The 23,293-nt window shown below is 67.1% G+C and carries 27 protein-coding genes; 13 read left to right on the top strand and 14 right to left on the bottom strand.

The genetic code is table 11. The features are described from left to right. Nucleotides 1–144: 144 nt before the first annotated feature. From EPO41_RS08250 to EPO41_RS08240, 3 genes are read right to left on the bottom strand one after another with little or no spacing between them, the layout of a single operon-like run. Nucleotides 145–1,398 carry a flavin-dependent oxidoreductase gene (locus EPO41_RS08250; RefSeq protein WP_296323076.1) on the bottom strand — a complete coding sequence of 418 codons (1,254 nt, stop codon included), beginning with the start codon at nt 1,396–1,398 and terminating at the stop codon, nt 145–147. 20 nt (nt 1,399–1,418) lie between these two features. Continuing rightward, on the bottom strand, nt 1,419–1,829 hold the full coding sequence (locus EPO41_RS08245; RefSeq protein WP_296323073.1) for a DUF971 domain-containing protein: 411 nt from the start codon (nt 1,827–1,829) through the stop codon (nt 1,419–1,421). Beyond that, complete coding sequence (locus tag EPO41_RS08240) at nt 1,826–2,044, bottom strand: Trm112 family protein (RefSeq protein ID WP_295134850.1); 219 nt, start codon at nt 2,042–2,044, stop codon at nt 1,826–1,828. The genes EPO41_RS08245 and EPO41_RS08240 overlap by 4 nt, the downstream gene beginning before the upstream one ends. Before the next feature lie 127 nt (nt 2,045–2,171). On the opposite strand from EPO41_RS08240, the gene EPO41_RS08235 reads away from it, so the two are divergent. From EPO41_RS08235 to EPO41_RS08225, 3 genes are read left to right on the top strand one after another with little or no spacing between them, the layout of a single operon-like run. Further along, on the top strand, nt 2,172–2,447 hold the full coding sequence (locus EPO41_RS08235) for a metal/formaldehyde-sensitive transcriptional repressor (protein ID WP_296323070.1): 276 nt from the start codon (nt 2,172–2,174) through the stop codon (nt 2,445–2,447). A 9-nt stretch (nt 2,448–2,456) separates the two neighbouring features. After that, complete coding sequence (dmeF, locus tag EPO41_RS08230; RefSeq protein WP_296323067.1) at nt 2,457–3,416, top strand: CDF family Co(II)/Ni(II) efflux transporter DmeF; 960 nt, start codon at nt 2,457–2,459, stop codon at nt 3,414–3,416. 44 nt (nt 3,417–3,460) lie between these two features. Next, complete coding sequence (locus EPO41_RS08225) at nt 3,461–4,375, top strand: aminotransferase class IV (protein WP_296323064.1); 915 nt, start codon at nt 3,461–3,463, stop codon at nt 4,373–4,375. Nucleotides 4,376–4,378: 3 nt separating this feature from the next. Here the strand turns inward: EPO41_RS08225 and EPO41_RS08220 are convergent, their stop codons facing one another. The 5 genes from EPO41_RS08220 to EPO41_RS08200 all read right to left on the bottom strand — a co-directional run bounded on the left by EPO41_RS08220 (nt 4,379) and on the right by EPO41_RS08200 (nt 8,894). Further along, the gene (locus EPO41_RS08220) at nt 4,379–5,107 is read right to left on the bottom strand and encodes an LON peptidase substrate-binding domain-containing protein (protein ID WP_296323061.1); all 729 of its coding nucleotides are present in this window, start codon (nt 5,105–5,107) and stop codon (nt 4,379–4,381) included. Continuing rightward, complete coding sequence (trxA, locus tag EPO41_RS08215) at nt 5,104–6,033, bottom strand: thioredoxin (RefSeq protein WP_296323058.1); 930 nt, start codon at nt 6,031–6,033, stop codon at nt 5,104–5,106. The genes EPO41_RS08220 and trxA overlap by 4 nt, the downstream gene beginning before the upstream one ends. Nucleotides 6,034–6,126: 93 nt before the next feature. Next, nucleotides 6,127–6,462 carry a DUF962 domain-containing protein gene (locus EPO41_RS08210; protein WP_296323056.1) on the bottom strand — a complete coding sequence of 112 codons (336 nt, stop codon included), beginning with the start codon at nt 6,460–6,462 and terminating at the stop codon, nt 6,127–6,129. 9 nt (nt 6,463–6,471) lie between these two features. Further along, the gene (locus tag EPO41_RS08205; protein WP_296323055.1) at nt 6,472–7,686 is read right to left on the bottom strand and encodes a CaiB/BaiF CoA-transferase family protein; all 1,215 of its coding nucleotides are present in this window, start codon (nt 7,684–7,686) and stop codon (nt 6,472–6,474) included. Continuing rightward, a complete protein-coding gene (locus tag EPO41_RS08200) occupies nt 7,683–8,894 on the bottom strand; it encodes a CoA transferase (RefSeq protein WP_296323052.1) in 1,212 nt (403 codons plus the stop codon). Before EPO41_RS08200 ends, EPO41_RS08205 begins: the two co-directional genes overlap by 4 nt. 117 nt (nt 8,895–9,011) lie before the next feature. Here EPO41_RS08200 and EPO41_RS08195 point away from each other — a divergent pair, with 117 nt between their 5' ends. Together EPO41_RS08195 and EPO41_RS08190 are read left to right on the top strand one after the other, a co-directional pair. After that, nucleotides 9,012–10,412 carry a sulfatase-like hydrolase/transferase gene (locus EPO41_RS08195; RefSeq protein WP_296323050.1) on the top strand — a complete coding sequence of 467 codons (1,401 nt, stop codon included), beginning with the start codon at nt 9,012–9,014 and terminating at the stop codon, nt 10,410–10,412. A gap of 13 nt (nt 10,413–10,425) precedes the next feature. After that, a complete protein-coding gene (locus EPO41_RS08190) occupies nt 10,426–11,397 on the top strand; it encodes a tripartite tricarboxylate transporter substrate binding protein (protein WP_296323048.1) in 972 nt (323 codons plus the stop codon). Here EPO41_RS08190 and EPO41_RS08185 read toward each other — a convergent pair. Further along, nucleotides 11,366–12,187 (bottom strand): helix-turn-helix transcriptional regulator, encoded by an 822-nt coding sequence (locus EPO41_RS08185; protein WP_296323046.1) that lies wholly within the window; start codon nt 12,185–12,187, stop codon nt 11,366–11,368. The genes EPO41_RS08190 and EPO41_RS08185 overlap by 32 nt on opposite strands. A gap of 100 nt (nt 12,188–12,287) precedes the next feature. Here EPO41_RS08185 and EPO41_RS08180 point away from each other — a divergent pair, with 100 nt between their 5' ends. The 3 genes from EPO41_RS08180 to EPO41_RS08170 all read left to right on the top strand — a co-directional run bounded on the left by EPO41_RS08180 (nt 12,288) and on the right by EPO41_RS08170 (nt 15,832). Beyond that, a complete protein-coding gene (locus EPO41_RS08180) occupies nt 12,288–13,166 on the top strand; it encodes a DMT family transporter (RefSeq protein WP_296323044.1) in 879 nt (292 codons plus the stop codon). Nucleotides 13,167–13,267: 101 nt separating this feature from the next. Continuing rightward, complete coding sequence (locus EPO41_RS08175; RefSeq protein WP_296323041.1) at nt 13,268–14,281, top strand: aspartate-semialdehyde dehydrogenase; 1,014 nt, start codon at nt 13,268–13,270, stop codon at nt 14,279–14,281. A gap of 117 nt (nt 14,282–14,398) precedes the next feature. After that, nucleotides 14,399–15,832, top strand: a complete 1,434-nt coding sequence (locus tag EPO41_RS08170) for a tetratricopeptide repeat-containing glycosyltransferase family protein (protein ID WP_296323038.1) — start codon at nt 14,399–14,401, stop codon at nt 15,830–15,832. Here EPO41_RS08170 and EPO41_RS08165 read toward each other — a convergent pair. From EPO41_RS08165 to EPO41_RS08155, 3 genes are read right to left on the bottom strand one after another with little or no spacing between them, the layout of a single operon-like run. Next, nucleotides 15,829–16,425 (bottom strand): TIGR04282 family arsenosugar biosynthesis glycosyltransferase, encoded by a 597-nt coding sequence (locus EPO41_RS08165; protein WP_296323036.1) that lies wholly within the window; start codon nt 16,423–16,425, stop codon nt 15,829–15,831. The two genes, EPO41_RS08170 and EPO41_RS08165, sit on opposite strands and share 4 nt — an antisense overlap. Next, nucleotides 16,422–17,099, bottom strand: coding sequence for a TIGR04283 family arsenosugar biosynthesis glycosyltransferase (locus tag EPO41_RS08160; RefSeq protein ID WP_296323033.1), 678 nt, complete (start codon nt 17,097–17,099; stop codon nt 16,422–16,424). Before EPO41_RS08160 ends, EPO41_RS08165 begins: the two co-directional genes overlap by 4 nt. After that, nucleotides 17,096–18,037 (bottom strand): radical SAM protein, encoded by a 942-nt coding sequence (locus EPO41_RS08155; protein ID WP_296323030.1) that lies wholly within the window; start codon nt 18,035–18,037, stop codon nt 17,096–17,098. The genes EPO41_RS08160 and EPO41_RS08155 overlap by 4 nt, the downstream gene beginning before the upstream one ends. A 165-nt stretch (nt 18,038–18,202) precedes the next feature. On the opposite strand from EPO41_RS08155, the gene EPO41_RS08150 reads away from it, so the two are divergent. Further along, the gene (locus EPO41_RS08150) at nt 18,203–18,784 is read left to right on the top strand and encodes a malonic semialdehyde reductase (RefSeq protein WP_296323027.1); all 582 of its coding nucleotides are present in this window, start codon (nt 18,203–18,205) and stop codon (nt 18,782–18,784) included. Between the two features lie 2 nt (nt 18,785–18,786). On the opposite strand, the gene EPO41_RS08145 is transcribed toward EPO41_RS08150, so the two are convergent. Next, nucleotides 18,787–19,482, bottom strand: coding sequence for a LysE family transporter (locus tag EPO41_RS08145; protein ID WP_296323025.1), 696 nt, complete (start codon nt 19,480–19,482; stop codon nt 18,787–18,789). A 7-nt stretch (nt 19,483–19,489) separates the two neighbouring features. Further along, entirely contained in the window at nt 19,490–20,341 is an 852-nt protein-coding gene (gene pdxY, locus EPO41_RS08140) for a pyridoxal kinase PdxY (RefSeq protein WP_296323022.1), read from the bottom strand. A gap of 68 nt (nt 20,342–20,409) precedes the next feature. On the opposite strand from pdxY, the gene EPO41_RS08135 reads away from it, so the two are divergent. From EPO41_RS08135 to sdhD, 4 genes are all read left to right on the top strand, one after another. After that, entirely contained in the window at nt 20,410–21,291 is an 882-nt protein-coding gene (locus tag EPO41_RS08135; RefSeq protein WP_296323019.1) for a CoA ester lyase, read from the top strand. Continuing rightward, on the top strand, nt 21,288–22,361 hold the full coding sequence (locus EPO41_RS08130) for a MaoC family dehydratase (protein WP_296323016.1): 1,074 nt from the start codon (nt 21,288–21,290) through the stop codon (nt 22,359–22,361). The genes EPO41_RS08135 and EPO41_RS08130 overlap by 4 nt, the downstream gene beginning before the upstream one ends. A gap of 136 nt (nt 22,362–22,497) precedes the next feature. After that, on the top strand, nt 22,498–22,896 hold the full coding sequence (sdhC, locus tag EPO41_RS08125; RefSeq protein WP_296323014.1) for a succinate dehydrogenase, cytochrome b556 subunit: 399 nt from the start codon (nt 22,498–22,500) through the stop codon (nt 22,894–22,896). Nucleotides 22,897–22,906: 10 nt separating this feature from the next. After that, nucleotides 22,907–23,293, top strand: coding sequence for a succinate dehydrogenase, hydrophobic membrane anchor protein (gene sdhD, locus EPO41_RS08120; RefSeq protein WP_296323011.1), 387 nt, complete (start codon nt 22,907–22,909; stop codon nt 23,291–23,293).

Here is a 23,293-nt window from a genome sequence, read left to right as displayed (position 1 = left end):
GGCGGGGCGTCGTCCGAATTCACAGCCATAATTCTGTCATCGCACTCTGGCACATTCTCTCCCGGTGGTGGCCGGCGATGTGATGGCCGGACTAAACCGCCACCACGGCCGGTCCCGAGAGGGGCCGGTTTTCTTTTGGGGCTGTCACGGCGAGGCGGCGGCGAGCTTCAGCAGCGTCTCGCGGTCCTGCGTGACGAGTTTCTTGTAGTCGCCGACGATCTTCTCGAGCTCGTCCGCCGGCAGCACGCTTTCGAGATCGGTGAATCCCTGCGGCGCGCGCTGTTCGACGATGTCGAGCATCACGTCGATCCCCTTGCGCCGGTTGCTCTCGACGATGCATGCGGTCGGCGGCAGGCGCCGCTCCTCGTAGCGCTTGAGCGCGGCCTCGGGATCGTCGCCGACGGCCAGCTCCTGCGTGATCGCCTCGCCGTCGAGGATCGCCTGCGAGGCGCCGTTCGAGCCGATCGGGTACATGGGATGCGCAGCATCGCCCAGCAGGGTGATGCGGCCGTGGCTCCAGCGCGGCAGCGGATCGCGGTCGACCATGGGGAATTCCAGGATCGTATGCGCGTTGCGGATGACTTCCGGCACGTCGAGCCAGCCGAAGTTCCAGTCGGCGAAGCGCGGCAGGAAGTCCTCCAGCCGCCCGGGCTTGTTCCAGTCCTCTCGCGAGGGCAGGGCGCCATCGCCCATGTGGAGATCGCAGATCCAGTTGATCAGCGCCTCGCCGCGTTCGGCGTGGGCTCGGCTGATTGGATAGCAGACGAATTTCTGGTTGTGATGCCCTGCCTGCACCATCGTGGCGCCGCCGAGATAGGGCTTGCCCACGGTGACGCCGCGCCACATCAGGATGCCCTGCCACTTGGGCGGACCCTCGTTCGGGTAGTAGCGCGCGCGCACAGCCGAGTGGATGCCGTCGGCGGCGATCAGGAGATCGGCCGTCGCTTCCTCGACGATCGCGCCCTCGCGGCCCGCGAAGCGTGCCGTCACCGTGGTGCCGTGCTGCGCGAAATCGGCGATACGCCGCCCCATCCGGATGCGCTCTGCACCCAGCATTTCCTGCGCGGCGTGGACCAGGATCATCTGCAGCTCGCCGCGATGGATCGAGAATTGCGGCCAGGGAAGGCCGGCATGGCGGCCGCGCGGGTCGGCCCAGATCGTCTGGCCGTGGCGGTTGGCGTAGCGCAGCTCGCGGGTCTCGATGGCGGTGGCGGCGAGGGCCGGCTCGAGGCCCAGGCTGCACAGAATCCGCACCGCGCCGGCCTGGATGTTGATGCCGACCCCCAGCGGCCGCATCTCCGACACGGCCTCGTACACCTGCACGTCGTGTCCTGCACGATGCAGGCACATTGCTGCGGTCAATCCGCCGATTCCGGCGCCGGCAATGATGATCTTCATGGGTGGCTCGTCAGGTTTCGTCAGGTGTCCCGGCTCAGGCCGCGCTGGGCGAGGGCGGCTTCGTAGGCGGCCCAGCGCTCGGCCCGCGTTTCGCTGAGCTCCCGCAAATAAGCCCAGCTGTAGATGCCGCTGTCGTGCCGATCGTCGAACACGATGCGGATCGCGTAGTGGCCGACGGGCTCGACCGATGCGATCTTCACATGGCGGCGACCGCCGACGATCTTCTTCTGGTTCGGACCGTGACCCTGCACTTCGGCCGAGGGACTCTCGACCCTCAGATACTCGGCGGAAAGCGCGCAGGCATGGCCGTCGGAGAAGTCGATCTCGAGCCGGCCCTCTTCCTTGAAGACGCGCAATTCGGTGGGCCACGGCGCGCCGTCCGATTCGTAGCTGCCGCCGTCGGGTACCGCCTTGGGGAAATCCGCGGTCATGGCACGTCCCGCAGTGGGCGTGCCTCGCTCACCAGCATGATGGGGATGCCGTCGCGGATCGGGTAGGCGAGGCCGGCCTTGCGGCTGATCAGTTCACCGGCCGCGGCGTCGTATTCCAGCGGGCCGTGCGTCGCGGGACAGACGAGGATCTCGAGCAGCTTGGGGTCCACGCCGGCGCGGCGGGGAGCTGCAGGTTCGTCCGATGGAGGGCTCATCGTGCAGTGATTCCCTGATTCTTGTGCCGCTCTTATAGCACGGCGCCCAGCGGCCCCCCTAGCCCGCGCGCCGACGATGCCGCATGCGGGTATCCAGGCTCGTGAGTTTAGTATAGGGGGGTATACTATGGCACATCTCCAGAAGAAGAAGGCGCAGCTGGTCGCGCGGATCCGCCGGATCGCCGGTCAAATGGCGGCGATCGAGAAGGCGATCGAGCAGGACGCGGATTGTTCCGCGATCCTGCAGCAGGTCGCCGGTGCACGCGGTGCGCTCAACGGCCTGATGGGCGAGCTGATCGAGGATCATGTGCGCGAGCATGTCGCCCGGCCGGGGCTCGACGCGGCGGCGCGCGCGGCGGGCGCCGAGGAGCTCATCGCCGTGGTTCGCCGTTACGCCAAGTGAGGGGGCGCCATGACCATGCGGGATAAGGAGTCGCCTGCGCACGATCACGTGTTCCTCGGCGAGCGGCATGATGAAAATGCGCGGCGCACGCTGTGGGTCGTGATGCTGACGGCGTCGATGATGGTGGGCGAGATCGCCGCCGGCATCGTCTTCAATTCGATGGCCCTGCTGGCCGACGGCTTCCACATGGCGACCCATGCCGGGGCGCTTGCCGTGGCGGCCGTCGCCTACGCCTTCGCGCGGCGGCATGCCGCCGATCGCCGGTTCACCTTCGGCACGGGCAAGGTCGGCGACCTTTCGGGCTTCGCGTCGGCGCTGGTCCTGGCGATGGTCGCGCTGGGGATCGCCGCCGAGTCCATCGGCCGCCTCTTCGATCCTTCACCCGTGGCCTTCGGCGAAGCGACACTCGTTGCGATCGTGGGTCTGGTCGTCAACATCGCCAGCGTCTTCCTGCTGTCGGGCGGTCACGGCCATGAACACCATCACGACCATCATCATGACCATGACCATGACCATGACCATGACCATGAGCATGAGCACGAGCATGGGCACAGGCACGGCCATCACGACAACAATCTCCGCTCGGCATTCGCGCATGTCGCGGCCGATGCGCTGACCTCCGTTCTGGCGATCGTCGCCCTGTTGACCGGCCGCTACCTCGGATGGATCTGGCTCGATCCCGTCATGGGCATTGTCGGCGGCGGCGTGATCGCCGTCTGGGCGTGGAGCCTGCTGCGCGACACGGCCGCCGTCCTGCTCGACACGAGCGATCCGCATCTCGAGGCCGAGGTGCGGGAACAGGTCGAGGGGCCGGGCGACGCGCGCATCACGGATCTGCACATCTGGCAGATCGGCCCCGGCGCCCATGCCGCGATCCTCAGTGTCGCCGGCACCGCGGACCGCGAGGCCATTCGCGAGCGCCTCATGCCGGTGCACGAGCTGGCGCATGTGACGATCGAAACCCGATGAGGCATGGTCGGGTCTGCAAACCCGAAAAGGATCGAGGCCCGACAATGGACCATGACAGCGAGACCGCCGGCATCAAGGGTGTGGCCTACATGGACGGGCGCTGGATGAAGCTGTCGGAGGCTGCGGTCCCGATTCTCGACCGCGGCTTCGTTCGCTCCGATGCGACCTACGATGTCGCTCATGTCTGGAAGGGACGCTTCTTCCGGCTCATGGACCATGTCGAACGCTTCCAGGCATCGATGGCCGGTCTCCGCATGTCGCTGCCGCTGACGGGGCAGCAGATCGCGGACATCATGATCGAGTGTGCCAGCCGGTCGGGCCTGCGCGACGCCTACGTGCAGGTGACCTGTACCCGCGGGTTGCCGCCGGCGGGTACACGCGACCCGCGCCTGTGCCGCAACCGCCTCTATGCCTTCGCGCAGCCTTTCGTGTGGATCGCCGACGAGGCCCAGCGGCAAGAGGGCCTGCGCATGATCCTGTCGCATACCCAGCGAATCCCGCCGGAATCGCTCGACCAGCGGATCAAGAACTTCCACTGGCTCGACCTGACGATGGGGATCTTCGAGGCCTACGACCGCGATGCGACCATCGCGCTGATGCCGGCCGCCGACGGCACCGTGACGGAGGGGCCGGGCTTCAACGTCTTCGTCGTCCGCAACGGCGCGCTCGCCACACCGGCGCGCGGCCTGTTCGAGGGCATCACGCGCCGCACCGTAATCGAGATCGCCGAGACGCTCCAGCTGCGTTGCGAAGTACGGTCCGTGCACGCGCACGAGGTGGCCGAGGCGGAGGAGATCTTCATCAGCAGCACGGCGGGCGGCATCATGCCGGTCGTGAACTACGAAGGCCGTCCCGTCGGTGATGGCCGGCCCGGCCGGCTGACCCGTCGCATCGAGGAACTCTACTGGGCGCGACACGAGGAGCCGGCGATGTCCACCTCGGTGCCTTACGCCGACTGACGATCAGTTCCTGCGGCTGGGCGGCGTGTCGGACGGCTCGCCGAAGGCGTTCATTTCGAGGAAGGCGATCAGCAGCTTGGCGCGCGCCGTGCTGTCGGCGGCTTCGAGCAGTGCCTGCTTCTCGGCCGGGCCGAAGGGCAGCACCATCGACAGGGAGGTGACGAGGTTGGCGTCGGCCGCCTTGTTCACGGCATCCCAGTCGGTCGAGAGCTGGCGCCCGCGGAAGAAGGCGGCCAGCGCCGCCATCAGACGCTCGCGGTCGAGTTCGACGACGTCGTCGGCATGGTCGAGATCGGCGCGATAGGGCGAGAAGACCGATGAGACGCGGCGGTAGCCGCCGTGGGCGAGGTCGAGTTCGCGCACGATGTCGAAGCGGCAGACGCCGCTCAGCACCAGCATCAGCCGCCCGTCCTCGGTCTCGTTGAAGTTGGTGATGCGCCCGGCGCAGCCGACCCGGTGTACCTTGGGCGGTCCTGCCTCCGTCGGCAGCCCGTCGCCGGCGAAGCCGCCGGGCTGGACCGGCTGTACCATGCCGATCATGCGCGAACCCGCCAGCGCGTCGGAGATCATCGCGAGGTAGCGCGGCTCGAAGATGTTGAGCGGCAGCTTGCCGCCGGGCAGCAGCAGCACGCCCGACAGGGGGAAGATCGGCAGCGTCTCGGGCAGCTGCTCGAAGGTCGGCTCGAAGGGATTGCGCGCCGGCCTCTGTGAGGAGCGCTGCTCGTCACTCATGAGAACAGGATGGTCGAAAGCCGCTTGCGGCCGTCGACGGAAATGGGATCGGTGAAGCCCAGCGCCTCGAAGAACTTCAGCAGCTGCTGGCGCGCGGCGGCCTCGTTCCAGTTGCGATCCGCCTTGATCATGGCGAGAAGCTCGTCCACGGCTTCCAGCTTCTGGTTGCCGGCCCAATAGGCCATGGCGAGGTCGAGACGGGCCTGGAAATCCTTCGGATCGGCCTCGGCCTTGGCCTTGAGGTCGGCGATCGGGCCGGCATCCTTGGCCTTCTCGGCGAGGTCGATCGCGGCCTGCGCGGCCACGACGTCGGCGCCGGTGCGCTCCTTGGCGGGGATCTGCTCGAGCAGTTCCTTGGCCTGTTCAATGTCGCCGATCGAGACCTGATAGCGCGCGAGGCCGGCGAGCGCGACGACGTTGGTCGGCTCGACGCCCAGGATCTCGCTGTAGATCTGCGCCGCGGTGTCCATGTCGTTCTGCGCGACCGCGGCCTTGGCCTGCTCGAGCAGTTCCGCGAGCTCCGCGGCGGCCGGATCGCCAGCGCCCCCCGACGCCTGGATGAGGCGACCGACGAATTCCTTGAGCTGGCTCTCAGGAACGGCGCCCATGAAGCCGTCGACCGGGCGGCCGCCGAAGAAGGCGTAGACGGCCGGGATCGACTGGATGCGCAGCTGCTGGGCCAGCATCTGGTTCTTGTCGATGTCGATCTTGACCAGCTTGACCGCGCCCTTCGCCTCCTTGACGACCTTCTCGATCATCGGCTGGAGCGTCTTGCACGGGCCACACCACGGCGCCCAGAAATCGACGATGACCGGCACCGTACGCGAGGCTTCGAGCACGTCCTTGGCGAACTTCGTCTGGTCGCTGTCCTTGATCAGGTCGGCGGGGGCAGCCTGCGGTGTGGCGCCCTGCAGCATCGTTTCCATGGGTCCTCGAGCGGAATGGGAGGGTTCGACCGCAATGTGGCGTCGGCCCCCCCGGGAAGCAAGGGGCCAGCGCACCTCCGAATCGGGCTCGTTCTACGGCGCGCGGATCTGGTGTTTCATCAACTCGTCACCGAGGCGGCCTGTGAGGAAGAGGCCGCACATCTTGTAGTCGCTGATCAGCGACCAGACGGGGGCCTCGAAGGTGGCGGGCCTGTTCTTCTCGATGAAGAAATGACCGAACCAGGCCGGCCCGTAGCCGAACGCCGGCACGCCCAGCAGCCACCACCAGTTCTGCGACGCGATCGCCCAGACCAGAAGGACAGCGGACGCGATGGTGCCGACATAGTGGACCGCCCGCGTGGACGGCTTCGCGTGCTCGCGCAGGTAGAAGGGCCAGAACTCGGCGTAGGTCCGGAAGCGGGAGGCCATCCGGAGAGGCTACCCCAAAGCGCCGGACTTTTTGAGGGCGTCGATCTCGGCCTCGCTGAAGCCGGTCTCGCGCAGCACCTCGTCATTGTGCTGGCCGACTTCGGGCGGCGGGCCGGCGGTGCGCGGTGCCGCGAAGCCGAGGCGAATCGGCGTGTTGACGGTGCGCGGGATCGCCGGATTGGCCGTGTCGGCGAAGATGCCGGCATGTTCGGCCTGCTCGTCGCCGATCACGTCGGCTAGCAAACCGATGACGCCGAAGGGAATGCCGGTTCCGGAGAGGAGCTTTTCCCACTCCGCGTAGGTACGGCTGGCGAAGACCGGTGCCAGCAGGTCGTGCAGCTCCTGGGCATGGGCCCGCCGCTCCGGCCGTCCGGCGAATCTCGGATCGGCCGTCAGTTCGGGACGCTCGACGATGTCGCAGAAGGTCGCCCACAGCCGGTCGTCGCGGACCATCAAGAGCTGCAGCCAGCGATCGTCCTTCGTGCGGTAGAGGTTGGTCAGTGCATTGCGCGGCTTGTCGGGTGGCGGGCGCACCGGCAGCTGCGCGCCGACCAGCGCACCGGCGGCGGTGGTGCCGTTGGCCCAGACGCCGTTGGCGTAGAGCGAGGTCCCAACCCAGCCGCCCTTGCCGGTCTGATCGCGCCGCCGCAGGCCCATCAGGATTGCCGCGACCAGGGTCATGGCGGTGGCGCGGTCGCCCTGCGCCGGCAGCGAGACGCCCGGCGGCCCGCCATCGTAGCGCGCCGCATCGAGGATGCCGGAGCGGCCGAAATAGGCGGTGATGTCGAAGCCCGGCCGGTCGCGATCGGGGCCGGTCTCGCCGTAGCCGGTGAGCGAGCAGTAGACGAGGCGCGGGTTGATCGGCTCGATGTCTTCCCAGCGCAGCTTCAGCCGTTCGCGCGCCGGCGGCGGGAAATTCACGATCATCACGTCGGCCCGCTTCAGCAGCCGCTCGAGGATGGTGCGGGCGCCCTCGGTCTTGAGATCGAGCGCCAGCGAGCGCTTGTGACGGCCGTCGAGCTGCCACGGGAAGTTCCGGTCGCTCTGCGGGTAGCTGGCGTTGCGGAAGCTGTTGCGGTGCGGGTCGCCATCGCCCGGCGGCTCGATCTTGATGACGTCGGCGCCGTAGTCGCCCAGCGCGGCCGCCGCGGCGGGCGCGGCAATGAAGGAACTGATGTCGAGGACGGTGAGGCCGGCCAGCGGCAGCGGTTCGTCCGCCGTCATCGCAGCGCTCCGCTCGCCTTGAGAGCCGCCACCTCCTGCGCACTCATGCCGGCCTCGCGCAGCACCTGCTCGCTGTGCTCGCCGAGTGCCGGGGCGGGATGCGCGATACGCTGGCGGGCGAAGCCGAGGCGAATCGGATCGGCCAGGGTGCGCGGCATGTCGGGGATCGCGGTGTCCACCACGGCGCCGCAGGCCACGGCCTGCGGATCGTCGGGCACGTCCTGCGGGCGGCTGATGACGCCGAAGGTGACGCTGTGCGCCGCCAGCGCCTCGCGCCAATGCTCGTACGGTTGCGTGGCGAAGGTGTCGCCGAGGATGCCGGCCAGTTCGCCGGCTCTGAGGCGACGCTCGGGCTCGGTGGCGAATCGCGAATCGTCGATCAGGGACTCCAGTCCCATCGCCCGGCAGAGCGGCGCCCAGAGCTTGTCGGTGCGCACGATGGTGAGCTGCAGCCAGCGGTCGTCGGCGGTGCGATAGATGTTGCCCAGCGCCGACCGGGGCCGGTCGGGCGGTGGCCGGTGCGGCAGGAAGGCGCCGACCAGTGCGGCCTGGGCGATCACGCCGCACGACCACAGGCCGTTTCCGAGCAGCGACGTGCCGACCCAGGAGCCTTCGCCGGTCTTCATGCGGTGGATGAGCGCCATGAGAATGGACGAGACGAGCGCCATTGCCGTGGCGCGATCGCCCTGCGCGGGGCCGGGCACACCCGGCGGCCCGCCCTCGTAGCGCTGCGCATCGAGCAGGCCCGAGCGGGCGAAGTAGGCGGTCGCGTCGAAACCGGGCCGGTCGCGATCGGGGCCGCTCTCGCCGTAGCCGGTGAGGGAGGCGTAGATCAGTTTCGGGTTGACCTGCTTCACGTCCTCGTAGGCGAGCTTCAGCTTGTCGCGCACCGGCGGCGGGAAGTTGCAGATCAGGATGTCGGAGACCGCGATCAGCCGGTCGAGGGCGGCGCGGGCGTCCGCCTGCTTGAGGTCCAGCACGATGGACCGCTTGTTTCGCGAATCCATCTGCCAGGGATAGTTGACCTCGCTTTTCGGATAGTTCGCCGAATCCTGCATGATCCGGCGGTTGGGATCGCCGTCCGGCCCTTCGACCTTGATGACGTCGGCGCCCCAGTCGCCCAGCACGACGGCCGCGGCCGGTGCGGCGATGAATGAGCTGATGTCCAATACGCGCAATCCCGCCAGCGGCAGGGCAGTCTCGGTCATGGATTTTCCCTTTCGCGGCCGATATGGGCGCGACGCTCTGGTCGCCGTCAACACCGCTCGCTAGTTTGATTTCGGCACGCGGTGTGCTTGCCGGAAATCCAGTGTGGGGACCTCATCGTGGCAAAGAAGCGTAAGCCCAATTTCCTGATCGTGCTGATCGACGACCTGCGGTTCGACGAGTTGGGGATCTGCGGCCATCCCTACATGAAGACGCCGCATATCGACCGCATCGGCCATGAAGGCGCGATGTTCACCTCGGCGTTCCACACGACGCCGCTCTGCTCGCCCAACCGCGCCTCGATCCTGACCGGCCAGTATGCCAGCCGCCACGGCATCATCGACAACGTGGCGCGCGACGCCCACAGCCATCGCCTGCCGAACTACCACGTCATCCTGCAGCGCCTGGGCTACGAGACCGCCCATATCGGCAAATGGCACATGGGCAATTCCGGCGGTCCGCGGCCGGGCTATGACAAGTGGGTGAGCTTTCCCGGTCACGGCTCGATCATCGATCCCGTGCTGAACATCGACGGCAAGGAGAAGAAGTACGAAGGCTACATCACCGACCTGCTGAACGGGCACGCCGTCAACTTCCTGAAGAAGAAGCGCGACAAGCCCTTCGCGCTGTTCTTTGCGCACAAGGCCGTGCATCCCGATGCCTTCCAGGCGGCCGACGGCACGATCGATTTCACCGATGGCGGCTACCGCCCGGCACCGCGCCATGCCGACCTCTACAAGGGCGAACACTTTCCGCGCCGGCCCAATGCACTACCGGCTGCCGATGTGGTCAAGGACAAGCCGGCCTGGACGGAAGCCCATGCGATGAGGGTCAACGACGCCTCCCGCAAGGTGCTGGACGGGATCCTCGCCGGCACGGACGAGGAAATCCGCCTGCGCGCCGCGATGATGGCCTCGGTCGACGAGGGCATGGGCGACATCTTCAAGCTGCTCGAGGAGAATGGCGAGCTCGACAACACCTTCATCCTGTTCCTCGGCGACAATGGCTACTTCTTCGGCGAGCATGGGCTCGGCCCCGAGCGGCGCTTTGCCTACGAGGAGGGCATCAAGTCGCCGTTCCTCATCCGCTACCCGGCCTGGTTCAAGCCGGGCACGGTGAACGACGAGCTGGTGCTGGCGCTGGACATCGCGCCGACCCTGGTCGACCTCGCGGGCGGAAAGGCGGCCGACTTCAAGACGATGCAGGGGACGTCCCTCAAGCCGCTCGCCAAGGGTGCCAAGCCCAAGGGCTGGCGCACGTCGTTCATGTGCGAATACTTCAGCGAGAACGCCATGCCGTGGCTCGTCGGCATGAGCTACAAGGCGATCCGCACGAAGCGTCACAAGTACATCCACTGGACGCAGAAATCGCTCGACGGCGTCGCGTGCGACGAACTCTACGACCTGAAGAGCGATCCCTACGAAATGAAGAACCTGATCGGCAAGCGGTCGGAGCAGGGGCTGGTCGCGCGCCTGCGCAAGCAGCTCGCTTCCCTGGTCGCGAAGTCCGTCGGCCTATAGGAGACCGAAAGCCATGGTCCTGACGAAGAGAAGCCTTCTGGCAGCCGGGCTGGCCGTCGTTTCGACGAGGAGCATGGCGCAGGCCTGGCCTTCCAAGCCGATCCGCATGATCGTGCCGCTGGCGCCCGGCGCCACGGCCGACATCGTCGCGCGCGTCTTCGCCGAGGAGCTGGGCAAGTCTCTGGGACAGACCATCGTGGTCGACAACAAGACCGGTGCAGGCGGGACGATTGCCACCGCCGAGCTGGCCCGCGCCCCGGCCGATGGCTACACGATGGGCCTGGTCTCGCAGGGCACGATGGTGTTCAACATCGGCCTCTACAAGACTCCGGGCTACGATCCGCTGAAGGATCTCGCGATGGTCGCGGTGACCGGCGGGGTCTCCAACGTCCTGATCGTTTCACCCGACAATCCGGCCAGAACCGTGGCCGACCTGCTGGCGCAGGCCCGCGCCAAGCCTGGCGAGCTCACCTACTCGTCGGGCGGCGTCGGCACCAGCCACCACATGTCCGGCGTGCTGCTGGAGTTGCGGACCGGCGTGAAGCTGCAGCACGTGCCCTATCGCGCGACGCCGGCCGGCATCCAGGCCGTCGCCAACGGCGAGGTGGCGATGGGCCTCTTCAACACGCCGACGGTCATCGGCCTGATCAAGGGCGGCAAGCTCAAGGCACTGGCCGTGACCAGCGAGCAGCGCTCCACCCTCCTGCCCGACGCGCCGACGATGATCGAGGCCGGGGTCAAGGAATACGTCGTGAACACATGGATGGGCTTCGCCGTCCCGGCCGGCGTGCCCGAGCCGGTGATCACGCGTCTCAACGCCGAGATCAACCGCATCGGCCAGTTGCCGCAGGTGCGCGAGAAGATGATGGGACAGGGCATCGAGATGCTGCCGCCGGGCTCGCCGGCGGCAGCGCAGAAGCTGGTCCGCGACGACCTCGCGCTGTGGCTGCCCATCATCCAGGCCTCGGGCGCCTCGGCGGATTAGAGGCCCAGGACCGCAACGTCTTCGCGGTGCTGTCGTCCATCGGGAAGAAGGATTCGACGCGAAGCTCCTGCAGCGTGATGTCGTGGGGCGTGCCGAGTGTGGCCAGCGTCGTGAACAGGCGGAGTTCGGTGCCGGCCTTGCGGAAATGCATGGGAAGAATCGGGATCGCCGAGGGTTCGGAAGCAGGCGCCTTCAACGCCGCACGCACGCCGTCATAGGCCATCAGTCTTTCGAGAAGGGCTGCGGTCTCCGCAGTGCCGTCGGCGGCGGCGTCCGCCTCCACGCTGCGGATGAAGTAGCGGGTCACTTCGGCCCAGTTCAGGAGATGCGGCCGTAGAACATCGGGCGCCACCAGGGCGTCGGCCATATTGATCGCCGTGTCGGGCGCCACCGGCCCCACGAGGAATTCGACGAGACGTGCCGCACCGGCATTGGCCTTCAGCAGATTCCAGTGACGGTCAACGGCGACGGCCGGAAACGGCTCCTGCTGGTTCAGCATGTAGTCGAGTGCCAGCTGGACCTGGGCGAGTTCCGGAGCCCCCAGGTCGGTCTGTCGCCAGATCGCCGCGTATCCGGCGGCGACCAGCAGCGCGTTCTGCTGTCTCAACGGGATATCGAGCGCTTCCGACAGGCGTAGCACCATCTCGCGGCTGGGCGTGGCGCGTTCCAACTCGAGGAAGCTGAGATGGCGCTGGGAAATGTCGGCGCGCGCGGCGAGTTCGAGCTGCGACAGGCCCTTGTGGTCGCGCCACCAGCGGAGCCGCGACGCGAAGCCGGGTTGCTTGGGCATAAAGCTGTACCTTCCAGGTAGTTGCCGCACCGAATCGATTGTCCACGATGGCACAGGCCGGCGAGACGCGTACACGAAGATGCCGGCGTTGGAGCGGCGTATGGGTGAATGGCTGGGCGTACTGCTTGCTGTGATCTCGAGCATGCTTGGCGGCACGGCCGCTGCTGTGACGCGCTATCTCGTCACCGATGCCGATCCGGTTACGCTCGGCATCCAGCGATGGGGCATCGGCTTCCTGTGTGTGCTGCCGGCGGCGCTGATCCTGCGGGTGCGGTGGCCGCAGCGCGGCGACTGGCTTCCGGTCGCAGCCCTTGGCTTCAGCTTCTTCGGCGTGTTCTTCGTCCTCTATAACATCGCGATCGGCTACACGACGGCGGCGCGGGCCAGCCTCGCACTTTCGACCCTGCCGCTGCAGACCATGCTGATCGGCGCCATGTTCGGCGTCGAGCCGCTCACGGCTCGCAAGTCCCTGGGGGTCGGCATCGCGGTGCTTGGCGTCTTCGCCGCCCTTGCCTCCGGCCTTGCGGCGGCACCCGTCGGAGCCTGGCGGGGCGAGCTGATCATGCTGGGCGCGGTGCTGTGCATGTCGGCCTACAATGTCTGGTCGCGGCCGTTCATCCAGCGCTCCAGCGCGCTCGGCTTCCTCGCCGTCGGCATGGGCGCGGGCGCTGCGGCGCTTCTCCTCGTCGGAATGGTGACCGGCTGCCTTGCCGTCGTGGCCGGCTTCGGTGCACCGCAATGGGTCGCCGGCGTCTATCTCGGTGTTTGTGGCGGGGCCCTCGCGTTCATTCTGTGGGTCATGGCACTCCAGCGAACGACGCCGACCCGCGTGGCGACGACCATGACCGTCAATCCGGTCGCCGCCGCGCTGCTGGCAACCCAACTTGTCGGCGAGCCTTTCACGCTGGATCTGGCGATAGGCTTGGTCGCGGTCTTCGCGGGCATCTGGATCGCGACCACGGAAGGCCGGCGGGTCTAGGGAAGGGGCTATTCCGACGGGTTTCTTGCAAAGCGCTGCCCTTGCGCGTATCTCCCGCTGTCCTTCAATCAGGGGTGCGCGCACGCTGGGCGCATATAGTCATGGGCTACAGAGTCGCTGTCGTCGGCGCGACCGGTAATGTCGGTCGCGAAATGTTGCAGATCCTGGCCGAGAGGAACTTCCCGGTCGATGAGGTCGTCGCGCTGGCCTCCTCCCGTTCGGTGGGCCTGAAGGCGTCGTTCGGCGACAAATCGGTCCTGAAGGTCCAGGACCTCGCCAAGTTCGACTTCAAGGGCATCGACATCGTGCTGAGCTCGCCCGGCGCCAAGGTCTCGGCCGAGCACAGCCCGCGCGCGGCCAAGGCCGGCGCTGTGGTGATCGACAACACCTCCTACTGGCGCATGGACCCCGACGTGCCGCTGGTCGTGCCCGAGGTCAATCCGCAGGCGATCGCCGGCTACAAGGGCCGCGGCATCATCGCCAACCCCAACTGCTCCACCATCCAGATGGTCGTGGCGCTGAAGCCGATCCACGAGGCGGCCGGCATCAAGCGCGTCGTCGTGTCGACCTATCAGTCGACGTCGGGCGCCGGCAAGGAAGCGATGGACGAGCTGGTCAGCCAGACCAAGAGCTTCTTCGTCAACCAGACGCTCGACCCGGTGAAATTCACCAAGAACATCGCCTTCAACGTCATTCCCCAGATCGACGTCTTCATGGATGACGGCTCGACCAAGGAAGAATGGAAGATGGTGGTCGAGACCAAGAAGATCCTCGACCCGAAGATCAAGGTCCACGCGACCTGTGTGCGCGTGCCGACCTTCATCGGCCATGCCGAGGCGGTGAACCTAGAGCTCGAGCGGCCGCTCGACGATCACGAAGCGCGGCGCATCCTCGCGGCGGCGCCCGGCGTGCTGGTGGTCGACCAGCGCGAGCCCGGCGGCTACGTGACGCCGAAGGAAGTCACCGGGCAGGACGGTGTGTTCGTGAGCCGCATCCGCTCCGATCCCACGGTCGAAAACGGCCTGGCGATGTGGGTCGTCAGCGACAACCTGCGCAAGGGCGCGGCGCTGAATGCCGTCCAGATCGCCGAGGAGCTGATCAAGGGCTACATCTGATTTCAGCCCGTCGTCTCGACCGAAGCGAGCGTCAGCGAGCGGATCTTGTCAGTTGGTCCGCGCCGTTTTCGTTTGAGGGCGGATGCTTGTGAGGGGCTGCTGAGGTAGAGTGTGAGCGTGAACGACACGCCCCACATTCATCCGACGAAGCGCGAATCCGCGGCTTCCGGCGCGCCGACGCCCTTGTTCGGCAGCGCGGCCGACAGCTTCGTCCAGCAACTGCGCCTGGCGTCGCAGGCCCATCGTGCGGGGCGTCTCGACGAGGCGATCTCCTCCTATCTGCGGCTGCTGGCCGTTCGTCCCGATCATGCCGAGCTGCACAACAATCTCGGTGTCGCCCTGCGCCTCGCCGGCAAGCTCGAAGCCTCGGTGTCGCATCATCGCCTGTCGCTGGCGGCCGACCCGGAGAACCCGGCCCTGCATTCCAATCTCGGCAACGCGCTGCGCGCCGTTCATCGCCTCGACGAGGCGGTGAAGCATCACTACCGGTCGATCGCCCTCAGCCGCGACTACGCCGAAGGCTTCTTCAATCTGGCGCTCTGCCTGCGCGACCTCGGCCGGCTCGATGAAGCCATCGGCTGCTTCGGCCGGGCGCTGACGATCCATCCCGACAATCGACGTGCGCGCGTCGAGTTCGCTATCACGCTCCTGATGCGCGGTGAGCTCGAGGCGGGGTTCGACGCCTACGAGATCCGCAAGCGCCTGCCCGAGACGCCGACGCCCGATTTCGCGCAGCCGGCCTGGGCCGGAGAGCCGGTCCACGGCAGGCGGATCCTGCTCTATCCGGAACAGGGCTTGAGCGACGTGCTGCTGTTCGTGCGCTTCGCCCGCGAGCTGAAGAGGCGCGGCGCCACAGTGATCGTGCTGTGCCAGGCGCTGCTGAAGGAATTGCTGCGCTCGGCCGACTACATCGACGAGGTCGTGGCCGAGGGCGAGAAGGTCCCTGAGTTCGACATCCACGCCTCCCTGGTGTCGCTGCCGTATCTCTGTCGCATCGATTTCGCGGCGCTCTCGACCGAACCGCCCTATCTCGGGGCACCCAAGGAAAGCCGCATCAAGCTCGGCCGGCTGGAGCGGGCGAAGGTGCGCATTGGCATCTACTGGGCGGCGATGCCGGGCCAGGCGCAGGACCGGCAGCGGTCGGTATCGTTCGAGCAGTTCCTGACCCTTTCCGGTGATCCGGAGCTGCTGTTCTTCAGCCTGCAGGGCGGCGTCCACCAGAAGGACATCCAGGCGTTCGGCGCCGGTGGGCTGGTGCACGATGTCGGCCGCGGCATCTTCGATTTCGCCGAGGCCGCCACGGCGCTCTCGCAACTCGACCTGCTGATCTCGATCGACGCGCCGGTGGCGCATCTCGCTGCCGCGATGGGCGTGAAGACCTGGGTGCTGCTGCCTTCGGTCGCCGACTGGCGCTGGCAACTCGGTGGCGCCGAGGCGCCGTGGTATCCGTCGGCCCGGATCTTCCAGCAGACGGTTCCCGGAAACTGGAACGATGTCTTTGCCGCCGTGCGGCGCGAACTTGACGCGCTCAAGAAAGTGACTCCGGCCTAGACCGAAAGCCGCCGCAGGGAATCGGCATCGTCGACATCGTCGAGCGTATCGGCCAGCGCCACCGTGACGTGGCGCGGGATACCGGTCAGCGTGTCGGTTAGAGCCGTTGATGTCGACCAGCGCACATTATCGAAAAGGGTGAACGGTAGAGGCCGCACGCGCCGTGCGCCGACCAGCCAGAAGCCGCCGTCGCGTGCCGGGCCGAAGACGAGATCGTGCCGGCCAAGCAATGCGAAGGTCCGCGCGATGTGGGACTCGCGCATGGCTGGGATGTCACTGCCGACCAGCACGACCGGTCCCGGTGGCAAGGTCGCGAAGGGCAGTTTCATGCGCCGGCCGAGATCGCCCCGCCGCTGTGGTTCTCGCCGCGAGAGGGGCACGAGATGCCAGGCGGGATGGCGCAGTGCCGTATCGGGCGTCACGAACAGCCAGACCGTCCAGCGCGGATCGCGTGTCATTCGTCGGATCTGCCGGTCGAGGATGCGGCGATAGAAGCGGGCGGCTTCCATCATGCCGATCTCCGTGCCGAGCCGGCGTTTCACACGGCCAGGCTGCGGTGCGCGCGCGAAGATGACGAGATGGCGCTGCATCATCCGTAGAGCCGCCGCAGGGTCCGCGGCGGGACGCCGGCGAAATAGAGCGTGAGGCAAGTCAGGTTTCGCAGGGGGCGGAGCCGCCAGCCATCCCGCCGATAGCGGGTGGCCGAGGTGAGCGCGTCGGCACCGAGGGGAACCAGATTGTTGCGGCCGATGCGCCGAACCAGGTCGACATCTTCCATGAGCGGCAGCGGCCGGAATCCGCCGAGACGTTCATAGTGCGCGCGCGAGATCAACAGGCCCTGATCGCCATAGGGAAGGCCGAAGGTGCGGCAGCGCCAGGCTGCCAGGCGCTCGACTCTTCGGGCGCCGGCCTCCTCCGCATCGAAGCGCAGTCGGAAGTAGCCGGCTTTGCCGTCGATCGATTGGACGAAGCGGGCGATGACGGTGCCTGCGCCGCCCTGCAGCCGCGTATCGGCGTGCAGGAACAGGATCCAGGGCGCGCGACCGGCCGCGGCCCCGGTGGCGAGCTGGCCGCCGCGTCCTGGTGCTGCCGTCACCACCGCAGCGCCCGCCCGTCGCGCAAGGGCGACCGTGTCATCGTGCGAACCGCCGTCGCAGATCGTCGTGGAGAAAGCGAGATCAGCGTGCGTGGGAAGCGCTTCCAGGGTGCGGCTCAGGGAAGGGCCTGCATTCAGCGTCGGAATGACGATGTCGACCGCCGTCGTCACGCGCTGCAGGCGGCCCCGCCCAGGACGCAGAACTTGGCGCAGTGCGGATGGTTGAGTCGCACCTCGCCCACGCTTTCGGCCAGCGTTTCACCCAGTTCGAACTGCGGATCGTAGGGCAGCAGCGTGCAGGCCACGACCGCGGGCCGTCTCGCACCCTTCCGCTTCACCACCATGCGGGCGGACGCGCACATCACGCTGTCCGGCGACTTCTTCAGGATGCCCCAGCAGGCGGTGGTGATCTCCGGCACATCGACGGTCGGATCCATCTCGGGAAAAAGGACCAGCGTCGCCGGATCGTGCGCGTCGATCGGTACGCCGAGCCGCGCGAACAATCGAGCGTAGCCGGCCCGGACTTCGTCGTCGGTTTCGCTCGAGAAATGGCGGCCGGCCACGTGCACGTCGAAACCTGCTTCGGCGAGCCAGACCAGCCCGTCGATGGTCGGCTTCCAGCTTCTCGCGCCGCGCTCCTCCTCGTGCAGCGATCTCTCGTGGTGATCGACCGAGACGCGGATCGCGAGATTGTCGCGACCATGCCGCGCCAGCAGGTCGAGCAGCGCCGGCTTCATCTTGTGCATCGGCTTCATGGCGTTGGTCAGCACGATCGCCTTGAAGCCACGCGAAAGCACATCGTCCAGCATTGCCGGCAGGTCGGAATTCATGAACGGCTCGCCGCCCGTGAAGCCGATCAGCTTCGTCGCATGGCCGTCGCGTTCGATCTCATCGAGATAGGCCGAGACTTCAGTTGCCGTGAGATAGACGAGCCGGTCGTTGCGCGGCGAGGATTCGATGTAGCAGTTGCGGCAGGTGAGGTTGCAAAGGGTGCCGGTATTGAACCACAGCGTCTCGAGCGCCTTCAGGCCGACATGCGCGCGCGTCTCGCCCCGGGCGGTGGTCCGGGCATCCTTGAATTTCGCGGGATCGAGCAGAACGGCCAGCATCCATGAATCCTGCATAGGCATCGGCGGCGGAGGCTAGCACAATTCGTGCAACGGAATGGTGGCTGCGAAAGGGCGGGTTCCGAAACCGTAACTCGCTCACGTCACCGCGCCTCGACCGCGCGACGGCGCTTCGCTACGGTTCGTCAACGATCCAAGGGGAATTGAATGCTCGACGACAAGGCGCTTGCCACGATCTTCCGCGATGCCCGTACGCACAATGGCTGGCTCGACAAGCCGGTGACCGACGAAAAACTTCACGAGATCTACGACCTCATGAAGTGGGGTCCGACCTCGGCCAATTGCCAGCCGGCGCGCATCGTCTTCGTGCGCACGAAAGAGGGCAAGGAGAAGCTCAAGCCGGCGCTCAGCGCAGGCAACACCGAGAAGACGATGACCGCGCCGGTGACGGCTATCCTCGCCTACGACCCGGAATTCTTCGAGCACCTGCCGCGGATGTTCCCGCACGACAAGACGGCCATCCACTGGTTCAAAGGCAAGCCCGCGGCCGAACCAACGGCCTTCCGCAACGGCACCCTGCAGGGCGCCTACCTGATCATCGCCGCCCGCGCGCTTGGCCTCGATTGTGGCGCCATGAGCGGCTTCGACAACGCCAAGGTCGACGCGGCCTTCTTTCCCGACGGCAAGTTCAAGACGAACTTCCTGTGCAACATCGGCTACGGCGATCACTCCAAGATCTTCGCCCGCAGCCCGCGCTTCGAGTTCGACGAGGTCTGCAAGATCGTCTGAGCTTAGAGACCGAGGGCGCGGCCGATCTGCTTCCAGGGCAGCGGCAGGAGCGAGATCAGCGCCACCAGCCCGAAACCCAGGATGACGGCGCCGGAACCGCGATTGAGCCACAGCAGGCCGGCGCCGGTGAAGCGGGCTCGCAGCGATACTGACGCCGTGCAGATGATCGTCCACCAGGCGAGCGCGCCGCAGAATACCGCCGCCACCAGCAGAGTGGCGTCGGGCAGGCTGGCGCCCACGCCGGCCAGGTTGCGGCCGGCGAAGGCCGCGCCGAAGGCCATCACCGTCAGCGGATTGAACACGGTGATGAAGAAGCTCGAGCTGGCATAGTGGAAGTGCGTCGAGAACTGGTGCTCGCGGTCGTCGGCGACGGGATCGCCGACGTTGCGCGGCCGGTGGCGCATCGTCGTCCAGCCCATGACGACCAGCACGAGACCGCCGATCCCGAGCAGCCATGCCTCGCGCTCGATCACGAACTGCTGCACGAAGGACAGGCCGAAGGCCGCGACGGCGCCGAACACGGCGTCGCCGAGGGCGGCGCCGATGCCGGTCATGTAGCCCGCCATCGCGCCGACGGTGATGGAGCGCCGGATGCAGAGCGCGGCCGCCGGCCCGACCGGCACGGCGATCAGGAAGCCGATGGCTGCGCCCTCGATGGCGAGCGAGAGGGGATCGAAGACGAAACCCGGCACGGCCATCGCGCGGCTACAGCTTCTCGGCCGCGAACAGGCGCGGTGGTGCGACTAGCCGGTCCTGCGCCGCCACGAGCTGAAGCTCGCGCTCGCCCATCGCCTCGGTGGCTTCCAGGACCGCGAAGATCGACGAAGCGGCCCTGCCCAGCGCGTCGGCGACATCGTCGCCGGCGATCCAGTGCGCCGTGAAGAGGGCGGCGACGGCATCGCCGGTGCCGTTCGGCGCGATCTCGAAGCCGATCATTGGCGTCGCCACGCGCCAGGCAGCGTCGGGCGTCACCGCGACCATCTCGATCGTGTCCGCCGATGCATCGGCGCGGCGCAGGCTGGTGATGAGCGCAAGCCGCGGACCCTTGAGCAGGGTGCGTGCCGCTGCCAGTGCCTCGCCCATGGTCGAGACGGTCCGGCCGGTCAGGTGTTCGAGCTCGAAGTGGTTGGGTGTCACGAGATCCGCGGCCGGGATCGCGCGGTCGCGGAAAAAGGCGTCGATCCCCGGCTTGACGTAGATGCCGGTGTCGATGTCGCCCAGCACCGGATCGCAGCACCAGACGGCGCGCGGGTTGGCTGCGCGCACGCGGCGTGCGGTGTCGAGAACGACGTCGGCCAGGGCTGCATCGCCCACATAGCCGGTCAGCAGGCCGTCGCACCGCGCGAACTGGCCCAGCGCCTCGACGCCCTGGACGATCTCGGCAACCTGCTCCGCCGAAGCCGCGCGGCCGCGCCAGGCGCCGTAGCCCGTGTGATTCGAGAACTCGACCGTGTTCACCGCCCAGACCTCGTGGCCCAATCGTTGCAGGGGGAAGGCTGCTGCACGATTGCCGACGTAGCCGTAGGCGACATGGCTCTGGAGGGAGAGAAAGCGCATGGCCGGCGCCACCTTGCCACAAGGCGGCCCGCCATTATAGTCCGCCGCGTTTTCGGGGAGGCCTAGAGATGTCGAAGTCCGTCCGTCCGCGCCGCAGCGTGCTCTACATGCCGGGCGCCAATACGCGTGCGCTGGAAAAGGCGCGCACCCTGCCGGCCGATGCGCTGATCTTCGACCTCGAGGACGCCGTGGCGCCCGATGCCAAGGAGGCGGCGCGCGCCAATGTGGTCGCCGCGGCGCAGAGCAGGGCTTATGGCAAGCGCGAGATCGCGATCCGCTGCAACGGGCTCGGCACGCCCTGGGGCGCGGCCGACATCGAAGCGATCGCCAAATCCGGCGCCGACGCGGTTCTGGTGCCGAAGGTCGAGAGCGCGGCCGAGGTGGCCAGCGTCGTCGGCCTGCTCGACGCCGCCGGCGCACCCTCGTCGATGGCCGTGTGGGCGATGATGGAAACGCCCAAGGGCATCCTGCGCGCCGAAGAGGTGGCGAGTTCGCACCCGAGGCTCACGCTCTTCGTCATGGGCACCAACGATCTCGTCAAGGACATGCGTGCACGCCACACGCCGATGCGCCTGCCGATGGTGACGGCGCTGGGGCTCGGCATGCTCGCCGCCCGTGCCCATGGCCTCACCATCCTCGACGGTGTCTACAACGACATCCAGGACGTCGAAGGCTTCCGCGCCGTTTGCCAGCAGGGGCTGGAGATGGGCTTCGACGGCAAGACGCTGATTCATCCCAGCCAGGTCGAGCCGTGCAACGAGGTCTTTGCCCCGTCGGCCGCGGAGCTGGAGATGGCGGGCAAGATCGTGGCCGCCTTCAAGACGGCGCAGGCCGAAGGCAAGGGCGTCGTCACCGTGGATGGACGCATGATCGAGAATCTTCACGTCGAGCAGGCCGAGCGTGCGCTCGCGCTCGCCACCGCGATCGAGGAGCTGCAGGCCGCCCCATGACCCCCAAGAGCACGAACAAGACAAGCACCGGCAACTTCTTCGAGGATTTCCGCGTCGGGCAGGAATTCCACCATGCCACGCCGCGGACACTGACCGAGGCCGACGCGGCGCTCAACATCGGGCTCTACGGGTCGCGCTTCGCCGTCAATTCGTCGGACGTCTTCGCGCGGGCCATCGGCCTGCCGCGGGCGCCGATCGACGACCTGCACGTTTTCCACGTCGTCATCGGCAAGACGGTGCCGGACATCTCGCTGAATGCCGTGGCCAATCTCGGATACGCCGAGTTCCGCTGGGGCGTGCCGGTCTATCCGGGCGACACGCTTTCGTCGCGCTCCACTGTGCTGGGCCTGCGTGAGAACTCCAACAAGACGAGCGGCGTCGTCTGGGTGCGCTCGACCGGCGTCAACCAGAACGGCGAGATGGTGCTCGACTATGTACGCTGGGTGATGGTGCACAAGCGTGACCCCGGCGCGGCAGTGCCGCCGGCCGTCGTGCCGAAGACGGCGCCATCGGTGAAGCCGGAGGACCTGATCGTGCCGGAGGGCCTGTCGCTCGCCGGCTACGACGATGGGGCCGCCGGTTCCCCGCATCGCTGGGAAGATTATGCGCCGGGCGAGCGCATCGACCATGTGAGCGGCATCACGCTCGAGGACTCCGACCACATGTTCTCGACGCGCCTCTACCAGAACACCGCGCGCGTGCATTTCGACGCCTTCGCCGGCAAGAGCACGCGCTTCGGGCGCCGTCTCGTCTATGGCGGCCACGTCATCTCGCTGATGCGGGCCCTGTCGTTCGACGGGCTGGCCAACGGCTTCCGGGTTGCGGCCATCAACGCCGGCAGCCATGTCGCGCCAACCTTCGGCGGCGACACGATCTACGCCTGGTCCGAAGTGCTCGAGACGGCCCCTCTGCCGGGTCGCCAGGATATCGGCGCATTGAGAATGCGAAGCATTGCGGCAAAGGATTGCCCGTGCGGCTCGTTTCCGGCCAAGGGCGCGGATGGCAAGTACCATCCCGCCGTCGTGCTCGATCTCGACTACTGGCTGCTCATGCCGCGGCGCATTGCCTAGAAATGCCGCTCGGCAGGCGGATTTTCGCTTGCAAATCCGGGGCTTAACACGCGCCCAACGCCGACATTCATTGACTTGATGCGGCTGCGCGCTAAAAACAGCGCCAGCCGATATTCGGCACTAGAGGTCATCTCGGATGAGCGTCGCCAACCGGCCGGTGCATCGGCCGCTTTCTCCGCATCTGCAGGTCTATCGCCCGCAGCTCACCTCCACTCTCTCGATCCTGCATCGCGCGACGGGCATCGCCCTGTCGGTGGGCGTGCTGTACCTCACGGCCTGGGTCGTGTGCGCCTCGGGCAGCTACGACGTCTATGCGAAGTTCCAGGCCTTCAACGGTTCGTTCGTCGGCCGCTTCGTGCTCGGCGGCTGGCTGTTCTCCATGTTCTTCCATCTGTTCAACGGCATCCGGCATCTCTTCTGGGATGTGGGGTACGGCTTCGAGATCAAGGACGCCTACCGCAGCGGTTGGATCGTGGTGGCGGCTTCCCTGGTGGCGACCGCGATCTCGTGGATCGTCGGCCTGCGGCTGATCTGAGGAGCGACCGATGAATAGCGATCTCAGAAGCCCCCTCAACCGCGCGCGCGGTCTCGGCTCGGCCAAGAGCGGCGTGCATCATTTCTGGATGCAGCGCCTGACGGCGGTCGCCCTGATCCCGCTCGTCGTCTGGTTCGCCATCTCGCTGGTGATGCTGAGCGGTGCCGACTACGGCATGGCCCGCTCGTGGCTCAGCTCACCGTTCGTCATGGTGCTGCTGATCCTGACGATCTGCATCGGGCTGTATCACGGCCAGCTCGGCATGCAGGTCGTGATCGAGGACTACGTCCACAATGAAGGCGTCAAGCTGGCGCTGATCGTGGCGATCAAGTTCATTGCGGTGTTCTTCGGGCTGGCGGCGATCGTGGCCAGCATGCGTATCGGATTCGGAGGCTAA

The sequence above is a fragment of the Reyranella sp. genome, assembly GCF_004297265.1.
In the GTDB taxonomy this organism is placed as follows: domain Bacteria; phylum Pseudomonadota; class Alphaproteobacteria; order Reyranellales; family Reyranellaceae; genus Reyranella.
The sequence above is the reverse complement of the archived record's forward strand: the minus strand, read 5'-3'. Positions and strand labels throughout refer to the sequence as shown.